The organism is Bacillus sp. SLBN-46 (assembly GCF_031453555.1).
In the GTDB taxonomy this organism is placed as follows: domain Bacteria; phylum Bacillota; class Bacilli; order Bacillales; family Cytobacillaceae; genus Neobacillus.
The window spans coordinates 3,613,836-3,635,889 of record NZ_JAVIZM010000001.1 but is presented as its reverse complement, the minus strand read 5'-3'; the positions used below and the strand labels follow the sequence as shown (position 1 = coordinate 3,635,889).

Below are 22,054 nucleotides of genomic sequence, written 5' to 3'. Positions count from 1 at the left end.
GTCAGTGTTTTTTGCTACCCTGAAAATGTACCTATTTCCATAGGACTAATACCATTAAGGAACTTTTGTGTCCGTTTTTGTGTGGAGGAGCGCTGGCCGGTCAAATGTAATTGTGCCCGTTTACGGGGGAAGTAGCATGTTGCGGTCATAAAAAATGATAATTGTGCCCGTTTACGGGGAAAGTAGCATGTTGCAGTCATAATAAAAGATTATTGTGCCCGTTTACGGGAAAGTAGTATGTTGCGGTCATGAAAAATGATAATTGTGCCCGTTTTCGGAGTAAGCATCCTTCGACGGTAAGAAAAAAGAGTAATAGTGCCCGTGACTTGAAAATAAATCATTAAAGGGTAAGAAAAGCTACAGAGCACACCTTGAGTAGAACAAACTTTACCAAAAATAAAAAACCGTCCCAAGATGGACGGTTTAGAATAAATGCTCGTACGGCTTAACATCAATTCGATTTTCAAAAAGCTTTTTGCGTAAAAATTTATGATCTCTTTTTGGTGTTGCTTGTATGTAGCCGCGAATGACGAGTTCCTCGGTAATCTTCTCGACTTTCTCATTAAGCGCCAGCTCACCAATTTTCCCAGCAATCTTATGACGGGCAACATCGCGGAAAAGTTCAGGGACAGGGCTGACCAAATCCTCAAGTAGAGCCTTTTCTTCAGCACCCCATAAGTGACGGGTTTCATTTACATAATATTCTTCCCAATCCATTACTGATTTGCCGTCGTCTTTGGGCATCTTTTTCAAAAATTTACGGAACATAAAAAATCCGCCGATGGCGAATGAACCTACTAAAAAAACAACCCAGAACATGATAAACCACAAAAACCAACCATGCAGCATTTTTTTCACCTACAAAAACTATTTTTTCATCTTATTATAGACTTTTTTTTGACGGGATGACAAGTATTCACCACAAATGTGTGAATTTAGATAGCACAAGTGAAGAATCATTAAAGCTTGTCGAAAAGGTGACAAATAAGCTCATTCTATTGATTATTACTATATTCCATTGTATTATGATTACAAATGATAGGAATGGTTAAGAGACTTTTAGCCATAATTAAAACAGCTTGTAACCTACATCTATGGGGCTGAATGGGGTACTGGTGTCCTCCACAGTCTTCAAAACTGCTTGAGCGGTGCGTGCCATCGCTGGTGGGTTCGATTCCCACGCAGTCCCGCCAAACTTGATATATAAGGTTTTTGTGGCTTCCTTTGAAATTCGATAGGAAGTTTTTAATCCGCCTAGCAGCAAGAAAAACTCCACTTTGGTCACATTTTGGTCACGGAGTAAAAATAATCAAAGATAATTTGTGATAACAAACGAAGTTTCATTCCAATTTTTGTTTTTGTATAACCATAATGCTCTTAATAGCTGAAAAAAATATAGAGCCATCTCTAATTTGAGATGGCTCAAATTTTTATATTGTTAATGCTTGAACTTCTAAAGAACTTTTTTGTTTACTTAATTAGCTTATCAAATTGCAGGGCAGCTTCCTTTTGCATATTTGGTAATACATGAGTATAGGTATCCATAGTAATTCCAATTGTGGAATGACCTAACCGTTCGGAGACTATTTTTGGGTGTACGCCTTGTTGTAGTAACAATGTAGCATGTGTATGCCTCAAATCATGGAATCTTATATAATGTAAGCCGCTATTTTCAACAACCTTCCGATAATTTTTTGCTAATTCTGCTGGTTGGATTGGCTTGCCGTTTTTTTGAGCAAAAACTAAATCTAAGTCGGTATACATTTGTCCTAAGGAAAGTTTGTTTACTAATATTTGGTTATAAACCTTTTTAAGCTCTTTCGCTAATGTTGGAGTTATTGAAATTGACCTGCTATTGCCGGATTTAGGTTCTTTAAATGTTAACCCTACCTTTTTAACCTCCTGTAAGGCTTGTCTTACAAATATTATATTGTTATTAAAATCAACATCCTGCCACCTTAGACCTAATACTTCCCCGCGTCTCATACCAGTATAGCTTGCTGTTAAATACACTGTATAATAGACAGAATCCTTTGCCGCCTTTAAGAATATTTTTAGCTGTTCATTATCCCATATTTTCATTTTTGTTTTTGTGGTTTTTGGCGGTGTCACATTCTCTGCTACATTCCTGACAAGAAAGAGCCATTTAACCGCATCTTTTAAGGCTTTATGTATTAGCCTGTGATGATGTTTAACAGATTGAGCTGACAGCCCCGTACCATCAAATTTTCCGTTTTCAAGTTTTTGAGAGTAATATTCTTGAAGATGGAACGGTTGCAATTTAGCAATTTGAATATTACTTAATGAAGGTTTAAGATGCTGCTGGATAATATAATTATATCCTTCAAGGGTCCGCACTGCTGTATTCGGTTTTGCGTGTTTTTCCAACCAATAATCCAAATATTCTCCAAAAGTTATATCTTTTGGTTCAAAATAAGTACCCTTTTCAATTGCATTCAATTGTTCACTTAGGTATTTTTCAGCATCTTTTTTTGTTCTAAATCCTCTTTTCTTCTTTTGCTTTCTTTTTCCTGTAACAGGGTCCTTTCCTAAGTCATACAGGACATACCATGAGGTTCCATCCTTTTTTATAGTTCCTCTCATAATTACACCTCCAAATTTTTGGACACATGCTTATTACGCCGCAAATTCATCTTATTTAACAATGGTGAATTTTTTCCATCTTCTTTTTGATAAGGGTTTAGGAAGCAGTGTTTTGTTCTAACCATTTGATAAGGTTTGCCTTATAAATTAGGATTCTTCTTCCAATTCGTTTTGATGGAACATCTTCTTTATTTGCTAGTTCATATGCTTGGACCCGACCGATACCAAAAAGTTCTTTTAAGTCCTTAACCGTTAAAACATCAGGAAGTTCATTTAATTTGTTGTTTTTTCCTTTCATTTTGGAATTTCCTCCATAATATGATTTTTGATTATTGTCTGTTATTGCTGTTCCTATATTTAATATAAATAATGAAATTTTTATTTTCTATATTGTAATGACCTTGTCGAAAATGGTAACGGTGTCGAAAAATTTTTGAATCGACAAAAAAAGTCGAAAAAGCTTTTAAAAATCCATACTTGAAATATATATAAATTTCAACCTTTAGTTTGGTAAATTCAGAATTTACAATATTAAAGGATTCGGAAATAGAATAATTAGGAGGAGATTTACAATGTATTTTGTTAATGATGAACACAAGGAAAATTACGAATTTTTATTGCAAAGTTATCATTTCAAAACAAACGAAGATGCTTAATATGAGGCGAATATCTAAATTGCAGCCTATCCGGACATCTTTAAATTTATTTCATTAATCGTTTCAGGTCTTATACCATAGCCCTCTTCTCTTAATGGTAATCTGTAACTCACATTTTTTGCTCCTAACTTCCTTAAGCATTGAAAAGTAAGTGCGGTTGAAGTAATGCCGTCACAATCATAATCTCCAAAAATTAGAATATGTTCATCGTTGTTTATTGCCTTAATTATTCGAAGAACAGCTTTCTTCATATCATTTAATAAAAATGGATTATGAAAGCTTGTGTATGATGGATAGATAAATTGATAAATTGTGTCTGTGGTTTTAATGCCGTTTAAAAACAGGTATTGCATTAAAATTGGATGAAGATTAAAACTTCTTGCATAATACATGATTTTATTCTGCAGAGGATGTGAACCGAAGTCTGAATCACTTTTCGTCCAATTCATAATAAAAACCCCTCCGTGAGTAAAGTTCAAGATAAAATACCTAATTACTATTATTCCCTCTTTCTGGTAAACTATTTTAAGAAACAATTTTGATTAATCTTTTATCTTTATAAAGGCGGGGATAAGAATGTCGTTCCAGGCACCATTAACAATAAAAAAGGTAATTAAAAACATTCATGAAAAAAAATATCTTTTACCAGCGATTCAAAGGGAATTTGTATGGGGAACAGACCAAATTGAAAGGCTGTTTGATTCTTTAATGCAGGGGTATCCTGTTGGCTCTTTCTTATTTTGGGATGTAAAGAAAGAAAAGAGTAAGGATTTCCAATTTTACGAGTTTATAAGGAATTATCATGAAAAGAATAACCGTCATAATCCACTTGCTAGCATAAGTGGAGAAGAAGATATTATTGCCATATTAGACGGACAACAAAGGTTAACTTCTATGTATATTGCATTAAAAGGTACATACGCTTATAAGCTCCCACGTATGAGGCGTGAAAATCCATTAGCGTATCCTGAACAACAGCTTTATGTTGATTTATTAGCACCTTCAGAGGAGTTCGATACGGTTTATGATTTTCGTTTTTTAACACCTGAGGAAGTTGACAGTGATAATGAAGAAGGCTTGGCCTATTGGTTTAAGGTTTCTGAAATATTAAACATGAACAACCATTTTGAAGTAAATCAGTATCTAATTGAAAATGGCCTAAACTCTTTGGAAAAAGATAAAGCATTGTTTGCAAATCAAACCCTGTTTAAACTATATCAAGCAATTAATGAAACACTTACCATAAATTATTACCTGGAAGAAGAACAAAAACTGGATAAGGTCCTAAATATTTTTATACGGGTAAATAGCGGAGGTACTACGCTTAGCTATTCCGATTTATTACTTTCTATAGCTACTGCTCAATGGAAAAATAAAGATGCTAGACAGGAAATAACAAAGTTTGTTGATGAAATAAATCAAATTGGTAATGGATATAATTTCAACAAAGATTTTGTTCTAAAGTCATGCCTAGTCCTTTGTGATTTTACGGATATAGCATTTAAAGTCGATAATTTTAACAGTGAAGCTATGCAAAAAATTGAACAAAATTGGGACCTAATAAAAGAGTCAATTCGATTATCTGTTAATCTAATTGCAAGTTTTGGGTACACCAATGACACCCTAACTTCAAAAAATGCTATTATCCCGATTGCTTATTACCTGTTAAAGAAAGGGAATCCGCATAATTATTTACAATCTAAAAATTATCAAGATGACCGAAAACTCATTAAAAAATGGCTTATTCTTGGACTTCTAAAACAAGTGTTTAGTGGTCAACCGGATAATGTACTCCGACCGTTAAGAAGAATAATCGGAGCTAACCTTAATGAATTTCCGTTACAAATCATTATTGATGAATTTAAGGGGAGTACAAAGTCGTTTACATTTAATGATGATGAGGTCGAGAACCTGCTTACCTATGAATATGGTCAAAAACAAACATTCTCAATTCTTGCTTTGCTTTACCCAAATCTTGATTTTAGAAATAAATTTCATCTGGACCATATTTTCGCGAAAAGCATGTTTACAAGGAGAAAATTATCAAAAATTGGTATTCCACAAGATAATCAGGATTTTTACTTTGAACATGTTAACTCTATAGCTAACCTACAGTTATTAGAAGACATACCAAATATTGAAAAGTCCAATGTGGAATTTGATAAATGGCTTAATGAGACTTTCAAAGATGTTGCAGCAAAGAATGACTATCTAGCAAAACATTACATTCCAATATGTGATTTTGGACTAACAAATTTTCAAGAGTTTATTGAAAAAAGAAATGGTCTTTTGCATCAAAAATTAAAATTGATTGTATAAATTATCGGTGGTGGCACACCGACTTTAAAACAAATGGGTTCATATTGTTTTGACACAAAAAAAACACTCATTAAGATTGCCTCTAGGAAGAAAAATGCCCCTCCAACGGGCTATTCACACGCTGAAATCAGCGACCCGCTGGTTGTCTATGCGGGGTGGAGGTAGACGGGAAACTCTCACCGATTTGTTACATCTTTTTTACATCATTCTTTTTCCTGCAAAAAGAACAAGGGACACGATTGTTGGAGTGTCATATGCCAAAAATATGCAATTTATTATTATTTTAAATTTTGCTTAATCCTTGTTTCAATGTTCTCTTTTGTTTTTTTTAGGATTCAGATTTTTTTATAAGAAGTACCAATTTCTATTACGGATAAGAAGTCTAAAGTCAGTTAGTGTTTTATATTATTAAGAAGTAAAAATTTATTTTGTTGTAACATTATTCAGGCGTTGATTAACGTATGATAAAAGTAGAAAGGTAGTTAGTGATGTTTAATAAGGTTAAAAATATTAGTTTGAGCCTATTAAAATATGTGAGATATATTGTAAATTTTATTGGGTATATTTCCATTCCAATTATTTGTTTAATTATAATTTTAATACTAAGATATAAATCTACAATTTTAAAAATGGATGATAACCATATAGGAAATAACGCAGGAGTAATTTTTGGATTTACATCTGGTATTCTATGTTTAATTGGTTTAGCAGGAATATTTGTTTCATTAAGTACACAATTTAAAATTCAACGATGTCAAGAAATTTACTGGCAAATAACAGAGAAACCTAACAACATTAGTAATCCAGTTAAGATAACTAAAAATTTAAATCAGCTTATATATAGGTACACTAAAGTATTTAATACGCATGATTACATTAAGTGGATTGTTTTTGGATGTAGACTTGTTCTTCTTTTCACTTTAATATTATGGTCAGTATTTATTGGATTAATAGATTATAAACACACGCCTACTGAAGCCTATTTGTTATGGTTTGGATTATTATTTGGAATCGTCTCTATTATGTTTTTCTTCTGGGGTATAGGGAAATTGGGGAATATTGAAAAGCTATCTAAATTGCCAACTCCATTAAATCTCATAAATAACGAGATGACTGAGGATGACTTGCTTAAAACTATAGCTATGTCGTTGAGTTTTAGTCCAAATATTACTGACCCCAATTATGATAAATGGGAAAGAAGGCTGGATTTTTCTTTGACCATTCCATTTAATCACTTCTTTTTCATGATAGAGAGGGTTACTTGTTTTCGAAAAAATGGAACAAAATATGATGTTAGAACGAAAGTAAAATACTGGATAGATATTTCAGAAAAACAACAAAAAAAAATGATAGAAAAATGGGGTAAATCAAGCCATCCCAATTATAGAAATAGCGGCCATATCTATTTAGACATGATTATTAAAAATGATGTTGAAGATATTGATATTGATAGACAAAATAAAAAAATGATTATTCCTAAAGATATTAAAAAAATGGAACTTCAAATAAAATTTAGTGTAAATCATAATGTAATTCACTTTATCATCGAAGTTATCTTTAATGACAGGTTTAATATAGTCCAGCACCAATTGAAAAAAATAATATATTGGGACTCTTTAAGTAATTCAAATTCAACTAAAGCATTTGATGTTGAAAAGATGGAGTATTCAAATGTGCCAAATAATTTTTATTAGAGCTAGTCGTTTCTTAACACTTTGTAAGAAATTTGTAATGGTAAAAAAAGGAGCTTGGGAAACCAAGTTCTTTTTTATTTATATTATTAAAGCAAAATTAACAAAAAGGATTGGAGGCAAAATGATGATTGTTTATAAATGCGATTAGTTCTATTCCCTTTGGGGTGGAAGAACCATCAGAATATATTAGGAATAATTTGGTCAAATCGATAAATGGTGGTATAATTTTCTGCGTATTAATTGTATTCGGAAGATTGTCATTTTGCCATAAATCCCCTTTAATTTGAAAAGAAAACAAGAAACATGAGTGAAAGTAAACCACAATCTTTCATTGTCTAGTAAGGAGTTTCCCCAATATCGAGGGAAAACAATTTGAAGATAAAAGGGGTTATAAATTTTTCTTAATGGAGGTCAAAACGATGGAGGATTTATTGTTTTTTCCAAATATAACATTGCCCCAAACTCCTTGGTTGTATAAGACATTACTTTACTGGGATACAATTAGCGTAATAGCTCCCGAAGAATATTTGCAGGAACCTGAAAATTTTCAAGAACATATGAAACTTCTTCTTGAATCAGGTCTAGTAAGCCCTATACTGCCTATGCAATATATTTTTGAAGTTCCATTATTTAAAAGCAAATTCTTAAATTATATCGATAACAACTACCAGGGTGAAAGAGGATTGAATAAATGTGCAGTCGCGCAAATTCATTTTGAAAAGATGTTGGACATTGGAAGGGAACTTGTTATGAGGGGGTTTGCTAAGAAAGAAGGGAATTGGTACCTTGTAAAAAAAGATATAGCCGACCTGTATATGGCATATTTAGCGACAGTGTTAAGCAAGTTGACTAAAAAGGCACCAATTACTGACGATTCCAGTAACTTGAATATAAATATCAATAATTTCAGCCGGGTGGATTCACAAAGCATCCATGAAAACGGAGTAAGAAATCTTATTTTGGAGTCGGTTTTTCCTGCTCCTATATTTGTAGAAAACGTATGGGAATTGGTACGCTTTAAGAGTAAAAACGACGAACTTCTAAGCTCATTTAGAAGAAAAATAGAGGAACAAGTGACAGAGATAGGAGATTTGCCGATTGAGAAAAAGCAGGCCAAGCTAGCTGAATTGAGTTTGGAGCTGCAGGAGGATAAAAGATATTTAACTGAAAAAATTCAAGAAAAGTGGAAGCAATTCTCTTATTCGTCCTTTTTGACAGTTTCGTCAAATGTTTTAAGTTTCGCAGATGCATACTCACAGAAAAATTTCCTGGAAATGGCAAATTCCGCGGTAAATTTCTTGATTGATGTAAGGTCGTTTGGGACAAATGAGGAACCTCCAATGTATTATGCATTGTTGGCGGAGAAGGCTTTCAGTGATACTAGGAATATTAATATCGATATGACAGAACCAAGAATAATACTATAATCGTTGCAAAGAAATATCATGTTTTGTCTTATTACGAGTAACCAGAAAAAGACCGACTGACGATACAGGATGGGGTTTACAAAACCAAAGAGCTTGTAAAAAGCTCTTTTTTATTGTTTCTATAAATACAATGGATTAAAATATTTTATATTTTACTTTAATAGGAATTAGCAAATCTTTGGAAAGGATTCTTCGGCATATATAATAATAAAACCCATGTAGAATGATGAGTTTGATGATTTAAAACTGTAATTTATGTGATAAAGTTAGACCCATTTAGATAATGGTCCATGAAACTTTATCTAAAGTTTTTGGGGAAAATTGGTTTTTTTTTGCAAATATCTCATAAAAAAATTGAAACCCTTTGTTTTTTTACTCGTTTTTCTCGTAGAAAAACCCCTTAGCTCTCCACCAAATAGGTCTTAATCTTAGGGTGAATTTTTAATTCTTATCGTTTTTCTTCATTGAGGAAACAATCCTCTATGAGGAAATGATAATTATTCTAGCTCCAAGTACCGTTCCTTATGGATGATATTCCTATATTAATATGTCTTATTTGCCATTCAGGAGACACTGCGTGAAATTATACTAGAACGTTTGTTTCTATGATGAAATTGAAAGATGCTAAAAAGGTTCCACGTATATCGGCAACAGTAAACCGTAGCACTCATGCGGTAGAAGACAAAAAAACAGGTAAATTGCGTAATCTAACACCTGTTGAATGTGAACGATTAAACGGTTTTCTTGATAATTGGACAGACACCATGCAAGAACGGAACCGTTACTTCTGTATGGGGAACGCGCTCGTTGTGGGACTGATTGAAAAAATGGGGAATCAAATCAAAGCTATTTTCGAAGAAGAAAAAGCACCAGTTGTACTAAAGTAACTTTGGGACAGGCGGTTAAACCGTCTGTTTTTTTTATTTCATCTGTTTTACTTAGAAAAATTAGGTAGAAATTTGTTGGATATTAACTAAAATTGTAAAAAACATGGTACCATTAATATCAGTACATCTACTTACTTTAAGTACGGAGGGTATATATGCTCAAAACGCCTTTTGGTACATATAACGGGGACAGTTGGGAAGAACACTGTCAAACATTTTTGAAAATGAAATACGGAGCCGATGGTTATCAGGAGATGACTGCTCATACAAATGGCGACTTAGGAATAGAGGGTTTTACACGCAGTGGAATTGTTTTTCAATGTTACTGCCCTGATGAAGAATACGAATCTGGTAAACTTTATAATCATCAAAGGGCTAAAGTTACAAATGACCTGCAGAAACTTAAAAAATATAAACCTCAATTATTAAAGTTCTTACAGGGAGTCAAAATAAAAAAATGGATTTTTCTCACTCCGAAAATTACTAATAAAGAGCTTATTTCTCATTGTCATGAAAAAGCGGTTGAATACCGTAATGATACTACCATGAAGGATTTACTGGACGAGGAATTTGATGTCCTTGCCCATGATGAGCATTTTTACGGGAAAGAAATTATCCAGGTAAAGCAGATTCTTAATGAAAAGATAAATATAGATGTACCAGTGCCAGATGAGGAAGAAATAATAAACTGGAAAAAGTGTCAGACTGCTTCGATTGCAATCTTAGACAGAAAAATCGGGGCCCTCTTTGAGCATTTGGACAATGTGGTTAAAGAAAAAAGAACAAATAAATATATTGATTTACAGGTGCGCAACTATATTAAAGGGCAGGAAATTCTAAATTATATGAAACAGACATATAGTGCAGCATACGAGAAACAAGTCAGGATTAAAAGTTCCATTGCAAGTCATCTGGAAGAAGTAGTATTGCTGACTGATTTAACTCCAAAAGAGCTGTTAGATGAAACCATGGAAAAGTACAGGGCGGCTCTCATGGGAGAGAGTTTCCACGATATTTTTGAATTTTCTGTGTACAATGATTTGTGCCACGAGGCAATCGCGAGCTGGTTGATTGACTGCCCGCTTGATTTTGGAGGTTAAAAAATGGACTTGCCATTCGATGAAATAAAAGAAATCAAATTCAGCAGAAAAAAGGTCCCTATTTCCCCTGAACTACGACCGATGTACCGAATTTCACAGATAATCCTCATTCTACATCTATCGTCTACGAAACAGACAGCTTCACTGTTGAAATTGCAACTATTTAATTGGGCATTGCAAAATCAGGAACGCTATGAAAGATTGCTCAAGCTTAAGGATGAGGGTAACTTTCCCATTATCCGCTTTGACCCTTTTTTAAACAGAGCTTTAAATTACGGCGTAGCAATGGGAGTTTTTAAATTCAATGATACCACTGGAAAATTCTCTTTATCTGAAAAAGGAGAAGTTATGGCAAAAAATATTTTGGAAGTTGATGTTTTTTTAGAAGAGAAAAACTTCCTAAAAACTATTAAAAAAAGCTTGTCAGACGCGTACATTTTGGATTTATTTAAAGAGAGGTACACCTCATGAACCGAACAAAAATCAATCACTTAAAAATAAAAATTGATACGGCTGAAGGAGTATTTGGAACTGATATTCCTTTTGAGTCTGGTTTCAACATATTACGGGCTAGAAATACAAAGGGAAAAAGTTCCACCCTTAATTCCATCCTTTATGTTTTGGGCATCGAAGAAATGCTGGGCGGAAGAAATGCAAAAACCATGAAGCCTGTGCTAAAAGAAAAGCTATCATATAACGGAAAAGAAATATTTATTTTAGAGTCGAAAGTGCAACTTGAGATTTCTAACCAAAGAGGGGAAATTATAACTCTCACTAGATGGATAAAATCTTCAAGTATAAATGAAAAATTGATTAGGGTCCACTTTGGGCCCCAGCTCTCCAAAGAAGATAAAGTTAATTTCAAAGATTTTTATGTCCATATGAGCGGTTCGGCAACGGAAAAAGCTGGATTTCATGCGTTTTTAGCTAGTTTCTTAGAATGGGAATTGCCAGAGGTACCAACTTTTGAAGGAAAAGACAGGATTTTATATATTCAAACTCTTTTTCCTTTATTTTTTATCGAGCAGAATAAAGGTTGGAGCAGTTTTTATTCCCCTATATCTGGAAGTTTTGGCATCAGGGATTTATCCAAACGGGCATTTGAGTTTCTTTTAAATATGGATGTTACCAAGAATACAAAGGAACGGGAAGAATTAAAAATACTGCGTGCTTTACTTTCAAATAAGTGGTCCGCTTTAAAACAGGATTTAGAAGAGTTAGCTGTCAGTATTCACGCGGAGATTCCGAGTCTGCCTGAAAAGCCTACACTTTTAGATGACTTTGTATTGAATGTGTACGATGAAAATAAAAAACTTGTAGGCATTGTTGACCGTATATTTCAGTTAGAACGTATGATTAAAGAAAAAGAAAATTATAATATTGTAAAGATATCAAATGTTACCGCTGAGTATGAAAAGAAAGTAAAAGAGCAGGAACTGCTTGTTTTACAATTACAGAGTGAGATAAACTCAATCAGGCAGGATTTACACTTAGAAAGAAACAATCAGCGTTCCATGATTGAAAACCTAAGAAGCTTGGAAATAGATTTGAAACGAAATCAAGAAGCTGAAAAACTGTATAAATTAGGTTCAAACGTGGATTCCAGTTTTTCTTTGGGCATATGCCCTACTTGCAATCAGCATGTTGAAGATTCACTAATGCCTCCAGAAACAAGTATCCACCCATTGGATTTAACGGAAAATATCACGTTTATAAAAGAGCAAATTAATACACTCGTATTCGGTATAAATCAATCCCAAAAAGTAATTCAAAATAAAAAATCGAGGCATGATTCCATTGGCGAACACCTTGAAAATGCCAGAAGAGAGTTAAGACTCTTTAAATCAGAATTAAGCGAAAATCCCCAATTTCCTACTAAAAAAGAGTTGGAAAAATTAGTGGAGCTAAAAATTCAGTTAAATAAGCTTCAAGAGGCAAGCAGTTCTTTTGAAAAAATGGAGAGGCGTTTTGAAAAGATTAAGGAAGAGTGGAGAGGGTACTTATCCAGGCAGGAAGCATTGCCAAAAGATTACTTCTCAGAATTGGACAAAAAGAAACTAACCTATTTTGAGAAAGAGTTTTTAAGTTTATTGGAAAGCTTTAGCTTCTCAAGTATAAATAAAAGCGAAATCACCATTTCTTATGATAAATACACTCCTATCGTAAGCGGCTTTGATATTAAATTTGATTCATCAGCAAGCGATAATATTCGTCTAATCTGGTCATATGTAATTGCTATTTATAAGACAAGTCAACAGTTTGGTGGAAATCATCCAGGACTTTTGGTGTTTGATGAACCTGGCCAGCAGCAAATGGCTGTTAAAAGCCAAAAACAGCTCTTTGAGATATTATCAAAGACGAAGTGTCAGTCGATTGTAGGAACGTCTCTTGAACCAGAAGAAATAAAAGACATGACAAAAAATCTTAACCTTAATGTAATCGATTTGGGTGAAGATTATATTATAAAACCATTGTATTAGTAGCTTGGATGATTTTCCAATTTAATAAAAATCCACTAATTCAGTTCTTATATTATAAAGAATAAACCAGTAACCACATTAGGTTACTGGTTTATTTACTAATTGTTTCTACTGTCCATGTTATTTTTGGATTGTTCTCTAACATTTCCTTTTATCTAAGCAATACTCACAATATGTATCATTTTTGTTTGTAACTTCATTTTGGCAAATCGCCATTTTCACAAAAATAATCATTAGGCATCCAGGAACCTTCCCCTTTATTGACATCTAATCTCCTCAATTCTATATCAGGAATATTATACCAGAGATTATTGTTTTTTTAGCTATCAATAATGCTTTCGGATTATTCATGTTAATACTGGTCAAACAGAATTATTCTAATTTAAAAAGTATTTGAGGCTTATTTTAAGAGTATTAGAAAAAGGAAAGATAGAAGCAAATTTTTTATATCAGAAAGTATTATAGTTAAGATACCAAAGATAATTCCGTTATATAATCAATTTAAGTAAGTTTTTCTGAAAGGAAAGAATAACGAGGAAGTATATTCTTTAACTTGAAGAAATAACCAATACATAATATAATAAATTTTGCTGCATCCTATATGGAAAAGAGGGTTTATATGCATCAGGATTATGTGAAAAAATTAGAACGTTTATTATTAAAACAAAATATTGATATCTCTAACAACCCACATGGATTCATTTTTGATGTCGAGAACGAAATTGAGAGTTTTAGAGAGAATGTTGAAATTAATGAGGAGTTCACTGTAGACCGGACATTCGGAGCGGATATTGTTCGATTCTATTGTGCGTTCGAGGAAGATGAGCTTAATGGAGTAATAAGAGTTCCATATGCTATTAACAGTATTAATATCATTACACCATCGGGGAATGAAATTTCGGTTGATTTCAGCTATCTTGATTAGCCAAAAAAATCATTCATCTTATCTGTTTAAAGAAATAAAGGAGCTTCTAAATGAAGTTCCTTTATTTCTTTATTTTTTCATATACTCACTGTTTTGATTTTTCTGGAATTAAAGATACCTCTTTAGTTTTAATTAATCAATTATATCTCTTCAATCCAGATTAACCCACGATATAAAAATGCTAATTCAAATGGAGAAAATGGGGAAATACGGTATCGTCTGTGTGGCAAAAGGTGGCCAAGTGTGCCGTTCATTACAGGAAAGAGAAAGATTTATTGATGATTGGCTTTTTGAACACAAGATTAAGCACGATACAGAACCTGTTTATCCATATCATAAAGAATTAAATAGTAATAAGATGAGAGCTGATTTTAAAGTCGGTGATATATGGATAGAATATTTTGGTTTAAATACAAAATTATATAGAGAAAAAATAGAAAGAAAGAGGGAGTTTTCTAGAATAAAAGACATCCACCTCATAGAGTTATTTCCAGAAGATATGACTAGGAAAAAATCATCATGCGATTGATGGCTGAAAAATACAGTTGCTTTTTGAAACTCTTAAGTTGAGGATGAAATTTATATTGCAGGGATGGGTGAAGCTAGAAGCAAGTTCTTGGCGAATTTACATATCACTATTATGAAAAAACAGTTGCCGAAGAAATATAATGATTGGCGATATTCATCTGACTATGTGAGTGAGTGTGCGCTTGAATATTTAAAAAAAGGAAAATGGGAAAGTAATACATTGCAGTATGACTATATGATACCTATAACGGAGTACATGGAAGGTTTGCGAAGATGCGGCTATGAAAGGAACGATTATCACTGATTTTTTTTTAAATATATTGAGAGAAAACTTATGGGTTGCCACCATCCATGATGACGAGAATAAACTTTTGGGCAAGCTGGGATTACGGAACAAGATGCCTAAGGATTGGGACGGAAGGAATATCTTTGTAAGATACGAAAAGGCTGGCATTGAATTAGTTAAACATGATAAGAGTTATTTGTACATTGTTTAGGTTTGAATTTTAGGCACGTTAAACTTTAGCCCGTATAATAGTAATTTAATAGATGAGAGCTTGGGAATCCAAGCTCTTATTGGTGACTTAAAATGGCAAATTTTCCATCAATTTCAATATAAGACACTTAATAGTGTTTTTAAAGGTATGGTTTACAGTCATGAGCCTCCATGTTGTAAATTCAGCAACTTATCTGTTTCTAAGATAGCGAAACAATAAAAAAATGTTTTTAAAAATAAAAAGGAATATCGAAAAACCTTTAGAAACAGTTAAGTAACAAGGAGGAGAAATGAAATGGCAAAAACTGTCGCATACATACGAGTCAGTTCGGTACTTCAAAATTTGGACCGGCAGCGGGATGAAATGCTGAACCTGGGGATTCCAGAAAAGCAAATTTACGAAGATAAGTCGTCGGGTAAAGATTTTGACAGAATATCAATATATGAAACGGGCTTTGGATGTAGGGGATACCATCATCATCAAATCGCTTGACCGGCTGGGACGTAACCAAATGCAGGTAAAATAAGAGTGGCAGTGGTTTATTGAAAATAAAATCAATGTCTGTGTATTGGATATGCTAATTTTAAATAGGGAATATAAAGACGATAATGAATGGGATAAAGGTATTAATGAGTTGATTCGGAATCTCGTGTTTAAGGTGATTAGCTGTACAGACGAAGAACAGCGAAAAAGAATCAAACAAGCTCAGAGGGAAGGCATAATTTCTACTAAAAAAAGAGGAAAGCACTTAGGTCGGCCTAAGAAGGATTTCCATTCCCTTTCGGATGAACAAAAAATGCTTCTGGTCTATAAATACAAGGACTGGAAGGAAAGAAAGGATTACTGCAACGTAATTCATGCATGAACTGGGATTAAAAAGAAATGCATTTTATAAAATTGTAAAAGAGTATGAAAAAGAGGAAGCAGCAAATGTTGTAAGTTAAAAGATAAGAAAGCACTAAGATTTTTTTGAGGTGAAAAAAATGAGCAGTTTATTTATTATAGGTAATGGTTTCGATTTAGCGCACTCTTTACCAACAAGCTACGAACATTTTCGTCAATACCTTATTCGTAATTATCCTGGAGCAGTTAAAAAATCACCATCATTTAATATTAATAGTAGTACGATGCCTGACGGTTCCGAAGTATATGATAAAGACGAGGTTGTATCTTTTATTATGGATATTATATCCAAAGCGGAGCCATACGGTGAAAGATGGAGCGACATTGAGACTAGCTTAGGTCGATTAGACTTTGAAGAGTATCTAGATGAAATGTCCTATTTTTTGGATGACGATGATGATGACGATGATATGTGGCATAGAGCCCATAGAAACGAGGATGCCGCTGAACATTTTTATAATGTAACTTTAAAGACTAAAGAACTTTTTTCGGAGTGGGTTAATTCCATAGATATATCCACTGTTCTCCCTAAAAAAAAATTACAAGACATAATTGACATTGATAACGATGTGTTTTTAACTTTTAATTACACAAGTTTATTGGAAGATTTATATGGGGCTGAAGATGTTTTCCACATACATGGGGAGAGAGGTTTCCAAAGCTTGCCAGGTACCGAGTTAATAATTGGTCATGGTGAATCCCGAGAAGACTTTGAAAATACACACGTTGGGTCGGAGTGGGCTCTTTCCAAGATACATCAATCCTTAAAAAAAGACACGAAGGAAATCATCAGAAAATCAAGATTCTTTTTTGATATATTACCATCTGTAAAAAATATATACTCATACGGTTTTTCTTTTTCAAAAGTGGATTTAGCTTATATAAAAGAGATAATAAATAAATTAAATAAGGAAAATGTTACTTGGTATTTAAGTGATTATGATTACAAAGAAACAAGAGAAGAATATAAAAAAATTATTAGAGCATTTGGTTTTAAAGGAACTCTTGAAGTCTTTAGCATATAGGTTAAAGATTTGAAAAACGTTAGCTTATTCATGCGAAATGTAGGTTTTAGCTTGATTACTTTAAAAGCTGTCTGAATTAGGACAGCTTTTAACTATTCAACATAGAGACGAAAGGCTATTAAAAAAATCTGTGAAATGGGGATAATGCGGAATGATTGATATTGATAGACTCATCTCGGAAAATGACTATTTATCTATATTTAAATGGGGAGAACCGCTTATCGTAAATCATACATTTGGACATCCAAAGCCAAATTTTAATGTTGATTTCAATGAAGGTGTATATATTTATATAAATCAAAAACAGCAATTCTTATATGTTGGAGAGTCAGAAAGGCTTGAAGGAAGATTAAACGACCATTATAAAGAATTAAAAGGTACACCTTCGCTTTTAAAAAAATACAAAGATTATTGCGACTTTTTCCAAGAGTATCAAGATGAAAACATGGTTATTATCACTACTCAACTAAAAGAGAAAAAACAAAGAACATATGCAGAAGAATATATAAAAATCCATTTGCAACCTGAATTTATTAATTTTAGATTTAATAAATTCTTTAATTTTTAAGATATAGTGTATTAATGGGCATTAAAGTTATGTGATTTTTTGAATTTGAGTGAATGAGTTTAAGTAGGGGTTGCTGCGGCAGGCTCTTTTTTTGGATTTAAAAGGTGTAGGTATTGGTATTTTTTGGATTGAAAAAATGGTATAATTTTATGGATTTAAATAATAAATTGATTGCTTTTCTTAATATATTGAAAAGGTAAAATATCAGATGCTTTTCCTTTTTTAAAAAGCTAATTATGACCACAGCATTTTCAATAGTTTTTCATTTTCAATAGTTTTTCATTTTCAACCAAAATAGAGACTATAAGGTGATGTTCAACATGGAGAGTTTAGTAGGAAAAACCTTTAGGAAATTAACCGTTATTTCTCAAGAAAAGATAGATGGGAAAACGTTTTGTTTTTGCCAATGTGAATGCGGTAATCCGGAGTTAAAGAAAGCTATCCCTAGTGAACTTAAGAGAGGAAAACTTAAATCTTGTGGATGTAACAAGAAAATGAAAGATTTAGTTGGACAACGTTTTGGAACTTGGCTTGTTTTAGGACTAGATAAAGATAATTCGACTACTGAAGTAAAAAAATGGTTTTGTAAGTGCGATTGCGGAACAAAGGATTCTGTGTGGGGGAATTCACTAAAATCCGGTGCATCAAAATCTTGTGGTTGTGCAAATCGGTTAAATTTGGTTGGGAAAAAATATAACCTGTTAACGGTAGTCTCCCAAGAAACAATAGAAGGTCGAACTTACTGTTGGTGTCGGTGTGATTGTGGAAATCCAGAGCTGCACCGTGTAGCAGCTAACAACATTCAAAGAGATGAGGTTAAATCCTGCGGATGTTTAAGAATTGGAGAAGATTTAACAGGGAAGCGTTTCGGGAAACTACTAGTAATAGGAAGGGATGTAGAAGGTTCTGAACCAAATCGTAAAAGATGGTTTTGTAAATGTGACTGTGGAACAGAAAAGTCTATCTTACGAGGTTCCTTGGTTTCAGAATCAATTAAATCCTGTGGGTGTTCTCAGTTTGAAAATCGATATCGATTGGACTTAATCGGGCAAAAGTTCAATATGTTAACTGTTCAGTCTCAAGAAGTTATTAACGGAAGGACTTTTTGTTATTGTATCTGTGATTGTGGGAATTCGGATATAGCTCTTGTTCCCGGAACATCCCTTAAAATGGAGACAGTAAAATCCTGTGGCTGTCTAAATGCTTTAGATGATTTAACCGGTCGGACCTACGGAAACCTAACGGTTTTGGGATTGGATGTGGACAAATCCAATTCGAAACATAAAAAGTGGTTTTGTGAATGTGAATGTGGAAAACAAGTGTCTATATGGGGAGATTCATTAAAGAATGGTCGCTCGAAAACATGTGGATGTTCAGTTCAAAAGAAGGTAATAGACTTAACTGGTCAGGTATTCACTTATCTTACGGTTATAAAGAGAAATTTTGAACATCAAGCGAGGAGGATTTCCGGTGGACCCTCTTGGGATTGCATTTGTCGCTGTGGAAAAACAGTAACTGCAAGAAGTGGGGAACTAAAAGCCCAGACCACCATTTCTTGTGGTTGTTATCGAGGTACCGAGGCTGAAAAAATGCTTCTCGGGAGGAAATTTGGACGTTTAACGGTTTTAAAACGATTAAGAGGATTAAATGGAGAAAAAATACGATTACAGTGTTTATGTGAATGCGGGAATATTGCTGTGAGTAATATTTCAAGTGTTATAAGAGGAGATACAAAATCCTGTGGATGTTATCAAGATGAGGTTAGGAGAGAAAGAAGAGGTTCAAAACATCCAAATTGGACAGGACTTACTCCATTGAAATTGTATTTAAGAAACCAAATCGAGGATTGGAAAAGTGCAAGCATTGAAGCTTGGAATTATAGGTGTGGCATTAGTGGGGAAAAGTTTGATGAGGTACATCACATTTATCCTTTTGCCTCAATCGTTCAAGAAGTCATTCGGGTGATGGAGCTCACCATATATGAAGAGATAGGTAGTTACACAGACGAAGAACTAATACTACTCTGTGAGGTAAATGAGAAGTTACACTTTCAATACGGATTAGGAATTCCCTTAAAAGGGGAGCTGCATACAGAATTTCACACAACCTATTCCAATAAGAATTTTAGTCCTGAAGATTTTTATGAGTTTTATGAGAAAAAAACCGGTGTACCTTTTCAACCTAAGCTGGTAGAGAATTACTGGGCTTAGAAATAAAAGTAAAAGGCGCAAATATATAAGCAAAACAGTGCACAAAAATGATAGCGCTGTTTTGCTTATTTTTTTTGGTTATGGGAGTAATCAAAAAAAAATAGCAGACGGATACATATCGTCTGCTATTTTTGTTTACATAAAGCAACTTAAACTTACAGGAAAGTAGTATCAACGTTTAGCAACGTCATTAGGATTACACTGCACTAACAAGGAAAATGAATTGCTCGTTCTTAGTTCTTTTTGAGAAGTGAAATTAATTGTTTCAATTTTAAATGTTCTTATTGAAATTTCCTATTATATAATTTTCAAATGACTGTAAAATGAAAAGTGGAGAAAAATCTTACTTAGTTGACTTTCTTTCGAAATAAATATCACTTGCGATATTATAACCGATTTCCTTTATTAGTTTTCCTCTATATGGAGAATTTTTTCCTTCATTTTCATAAAGTTTTCCTTCTATTGTACCTAAACTTGAAAAGTAGAGGACGCCGAATATGTCTTCTCTGTTAATTTCTAAAATTAGTTCCAAATTTGAGTCTACTTCATCCTCTGTCCTAAATACATTATCAGAATTATGGTGATTTTCGGGTTTCCAACACTCCTGTTCTTTTATCACCATTTTAATTACATAGGTTAATGGACTTTCCCTATATACAACAGAAGATATCTTTTCGTCATGTTCAAACATAAAAGGACTGTCTTTAGAAGCAAATGATTTATTCAAGGCCTCCATATCGCTTTTAAGTGTTTTATTAATTTCAATAGCTTCCCTTAATTGTTCAAGGATGTTATCGTCAAGGTTATCGTCATTTTTTTCAATAATTTCATTAAAAGTTGTTGCAATTTTAGAACATGATTCAAAATCACCCACAGACATTAACAACTCGTTTTTATTTAATAATTGTAAAACCGAATTATTGCTCAATAAAAGAGTCCTCCAATTTCTTCAACAATGCTTTGTTTTTTTTGTGCATCTGGTTTTGATGCTGCTTTTCCTTTACCGTCTGCGATATTTTTAAATTTTGTCATTGAAAAAGTTTTTTTAGGTATAAAGAGATAATATCTAATAATGGTTTCTGAATGTTTAATATATACTCTAGCAATGATGCCGAAACCATGACTGCTTCTGGGACACTGTGTCCAGTATCTGTAGAGCTGTTGTAACGCTTCTACAGGGTAATAATTATCAGGTGAAAGACTAGATTTTACTTCAAGAGGAAGGTCAGGTACAACCTTTTTCAAAGTTAATCGAGTTTTCCAAAGTTTATTTAGGTCACTAGGTGAAAGATAGATTCTAAAATCAGGACATTGTAATTTGTAAGCTTTGAGTCTGTGAAATGCAAGAGTATTCATTGTTCTTCCTAAAGAAGATGATATACCTGGGATGACTACAGATTCCCCTATATTTCCAGAAACTGCAGAAGACTTGTGTTTCTGTTCTTGCATTTCAATTTTCCCGGTTTTTATTCCAAAACTGGTATTGTAAACATACCAAATTGGGCCCGCTATTTTACTAGTATACAACTTAAAATGTTGTCCTAAATGGGTAATAAGTGTTCCAGAAAAAAGTTGCCCATTATTCCCTATTAAATGTGTTGAGAGTGGAAATACATGTTCTTTTTTACAAGACTTTTTATCAGGATTTGATGCCAAATAAAATCTTGCTCTAAATGTAGGCATGTTGCGAAGTTTCTCCCCCTTTTGATGCACGAACCAAAAATAATGGTCACTCTTTTTAAAAATGCTGAGGTTCAAAATGATTATTTACTTTAAATATACAACATTTATGGATAAAGGTGGGTTATTTATTAAAGCTATGTTTATTTATGAATCATAAAGGCATAGCTTTAACAGAATCTTTACCTTGTTGGCAAAATTCTTTTTCTAAAGCATTAAATAGATATAAAAGAATTTGAGGAAAAATCGGTCTTTGAATTGACGGTAAGAGGTTAGGGAGCTCAAGCCACGTAATCATCATTTGATTGTCTCATAATTATTGTGACACTGGTAACATTCTGGTCACAAACTAAAAATACCTAAAGATAATTACAGATAATTAAACAAAATAAATTTCCCCAAAACCTTTTAAAAGAAAGGCCCTAATAACTGATGATAATTGAAAATAATATGAAATAATACTGTTCTTCTAACTTCAAAACTGCTTGAGACCTGCGTGCCAGGTCTGGTGGGTTCGATTCCCACGCAGTCCCGCCAAAAAAATATTGATC

Annotated in this window: 22 protein-coding genes and 1 tRNA gene; 16 read left to right on the top strand and 7 right to left on the bottom strand. The window is 33.2% G+C overall.

The genetic code is table 11. From position 1 onward, the window contains the following. Positions 1-423 precede the first annotated feature (423 nt). On the bottom strand, positions 424-849 hold the full coding sequence (locus QFZ87_RS18535; protein ID WP_309867972.1) for a DUF2621 domain-containing protein: 426 nt from the start codon (positions 847-849) through the stop codon (positions 424-426). Positions 850-1,096: 247 nt separating this feature from the next. Between QFZ87_RS18535 and QFZ87_RS18530 the strand changes: the two genes are divergently transcribed. Further along, positions 1,097-1,193, top strand: a tRNA-Sec gene (locus QFZ87_RS18530). Positions 1,194-1,470: 277 nt separating this feature from the next. On the opposite strand, the gene QFZ87_RS18525 is transcribed toward QFZ87_RS18530, so the two are convergent. The 3 genes from QFZ87_RS18525 to QFZ87_RS18515 all read right to left on the bottom strand — a co-directional run bounded on the left by QFZ87_RS18525 (position 1,471) and on the right by QFZ87_RS18515 (position 3,709). Next, on the bottom strand, positions 1,471-2,604 hold the full coding sequence (locus QFZ87_RS18525) for a tyrosine-type recombinase/integrase (protein ID WP_309864514.1): 1,134 nt from the start codon (positions 2,602-2,604) through the stop codon (positions 1,471-1,473). Positions 2,605-2,701: 97 nt separating this feature from the next. Then, positions 2,702-2,902 carry a helix-turn-helix domain-containing protein gene (locus QFZ87_RS18520; protein ID WP_309864512.1) on the bottom strand — a complete coding sequence of 67 codons (201 nt, stop codon included), beginning with the start codon at positions 2,900-2,902 and terminating at the stop codon, positions 2,702-2,704. 384 nt (positions 2,903-3,286) lie between these two features. Beyond that, positions 3,287-3,709: a single-stranded-DNA-specific exonuclease RecJ family protein gene (locus QFZ87_RS18515; protein WP_309864510.1), complete on the bottom strand. Its 423-nt coding sequence runs from the start codon at positions 3,707-3,709 to the stop codon at positions 3,287-3,289. Between the two features lie 127 nt (positions 3,710-3,836). Here QFZ87_RS18515 and QFZ87_RS18510 point away from each other — a divergent pair, with 127 nt between their 5' ends. From QFZ87_RS18510 to QFZ87_RS18440, 15 genes are all read left to right on the top strand, one after another. Beyond that, a complete protein-coding gene (locus QFZ87_RS18510; protein WP_309864507.1) occupies positions 3,837-5,579 on the top strand; it encodes a GmrSD restriction endonuclease domain-containing protein in 1,743 nt (580 codons plus the stop codon). Positions 5,580-6,067: 488 nt separating this feature from the next. Next, a complete protein-coding gene (locus QFZ87_RS18505; RefSeq protein ID WP_309864504.1) occupies positions 6,068-7,273 on the top strand; it encodes a hypothetical protein in 1,206 nt (401 codons plus the stop codon). Positions 7,274-7,692: 419 nt separating this feature from the next. Continuing rightward, positions 7,693-8,700 (top strand): hypothetical protein, encoded by a 1,008-nt coding sequence (locus tag QFZ87_RS18500; RefSeq protein ID WP_309864503.1) that lies wholly within the window; start codon positions 7,693-7,695, stop codon positions 8,698-8,700. Between the two features lie 614 nt (positions 8,701-9,314). Beyond that, on the top strand, positions 9,315-9,587 hold the full coding sequence (locus QFZ87_RS18495; protein ID WP_309867968.1) for a DNA cytosine methyltransferase: 273 nt from the start codon (positions 9,315-9,317) through the stop codon (positions 9,585-9,587). 155 nt (positions 9,588-9,742) lie between these two features. After that, entirely contained in the window at positions 9,743-10,687 is a 945-nt protein-coding gene (locus QFZ87_RS18490) for a hypothetical protein (RefSeq protein WP_309864501.1), read from the top strand. A 147-nt stretch (positions 10,688-10,834) separates the two neighbouring features. Continuing rightward, positions 10,835-11,158, top strand: a complete 324-nt coding sequence (locus QFZ87_RS18485; RefSeq protein ID WP_309864499.1) for a hypothetical protein — start codon at positions 10,835-10,837, stop codon at positions 11,156-11,158. A gap of 149 nt (positions 11,159-11,307) precedes the next feature. Beyond that, entirely contained in the window at positions 11,308-13,167 is a 1,860-nt protein-coding gene (locus QFZ87_RS18480) for a hypothetical protein (protein WP_309864496.1), read from the top strand. Between the two features lie 634 nt (positions 13,168-13,801). Further along, positions 13,802-14,092, top strand: coding sequence for a hypothetical protein (locus QFZ87_RS18475; RefSeq protein WP_309864493.1), 291 nt, complete (start codon positions 13,802-13,804; stop codon positions 14,090-14,092). A gap of 190 nt (positions 14,093-14,282) precedes the next feature. Beyond that, positions 14,283-14,621 carry a hypothetical protein gene (locus tag QFZ87_RS18470; RefSeq protein ID WP_309864490.1) on the top strand — a complete coding sequence of 113 codons (339 nt, stop codon included), beginning with the start codon at positions 14,283-14,285 and terminating at the stop codon, positions 14,619-14,621. A gap of 319 nt (positions 14,622-14,940) precedes the next feature. After that, a complete protein-coding gene (locus tag QFZ87_RS18465; protein WP_309864487.1) occupies positions 14,941-15,117 on the top strand; it encodes a hypothetical protein in 177 nt (58 codons plus the stop codon). 294 nt (positions 15,118-15,411) lie between these two features. After that, positions 15,412-15,609, top strand: coding sequence for a recombinase family protein (locus tag QFZ87_RS18460; RefSeq protein WP_309864484.1), 198 nt, complete (start codon positions 15,412-15,414; stop codon positions 15,607-15,609). Positions 15,610-15,691: 82 nt separating this feature from the next. Further along, a complete protein-coding gene (locus QFZ87_RS18455; RefSeq protein ID WP_309864481.1) occupies positions 15,692-15,982 on the top strand; it encodes a hypothetical protein in 291 nt (96 codons plus the stop codon). A 118-nt stretch (positions 15,983-16,100) separates the two neighbouring features. Further along, on the top strand, positions 16,101-17,045 hold the full coding sequence (locus QFZ87_RS18450; RefSeq protein WP_309864476.1) for a bacteriophage abortive infection AbiH family protein: 945 nt from the start codon (positions 16,101-16,103) through the stop codon (positions 17,043-17,045). Positions 17,046-17,196: 151 nt separating this feature from the next. Next, complete coding sequence (locus QFZ87_RS18445) at positions 17,197-17,613, top strand: GIY-YIG nuclease family protein (protein WP_309864474.1); 417 nt, start codon at positions 17,197-17,199, stop codon at positions 17,611-17,613. 320 nt (positions 17,614-17,933) lie between these two features. Beyond that, entirely contained in the window at positions 17,934-19,823 is a 1,890-nt protein-coding gene (locus QFZ87_RS18440; RefSeq protein WP_309864472.1) for a hypothetical protein, read from the top strand. 343 nt (positions 19,824-20,166) lie between these two features. Here QFZ87_RS18440 and QFZ87_RS18435 read toward each other — a convergent pair whose 3' ends face one another. From QFZ87_RS18435 to QFZ87_RS18425, 3 genes are all read right to left on the bottom strand, one after another. Then, positions 20,167-20,751: a hypothetical protein gene (locus QFZ87_RS18435; RefSeq protein ID WP_309864469.1), complete on the bottom strand. Its 585-nt coding sequence runs from the start codon at positions 20,749-20,751 to the stop codon at positions 20,167-20,169. After that, positions 20,748-21,506 (bottom strand): hypothetical protein, encoded by a 759-nt coding sequence (locus tag QFZ87_RS18430; RefSeq protein ID WP_309864466.1) that lies wholly within the window; start codon positions 21,504-21,506, stop codon positions 20,748-20,750. Before QFZ87_RS18430 ends, QFZ87_RS18435 begins: the two co-directional genes overlap by 4 nt. 151 nt (positions 21,507-21,657) lie before the next feature. Next, on the bottom strand, positions 21,658-21,804 hold the full coding sequence (locus QFZ87_RS18425) for a hypothetical protein (protein WP_309864463.1): 147 nt from the start codon (positions 21,802-21,804) through the stop codon (positions 21,658-21,660). Positions 21,805-22,054: the final 250 nt, after the last annotated feature.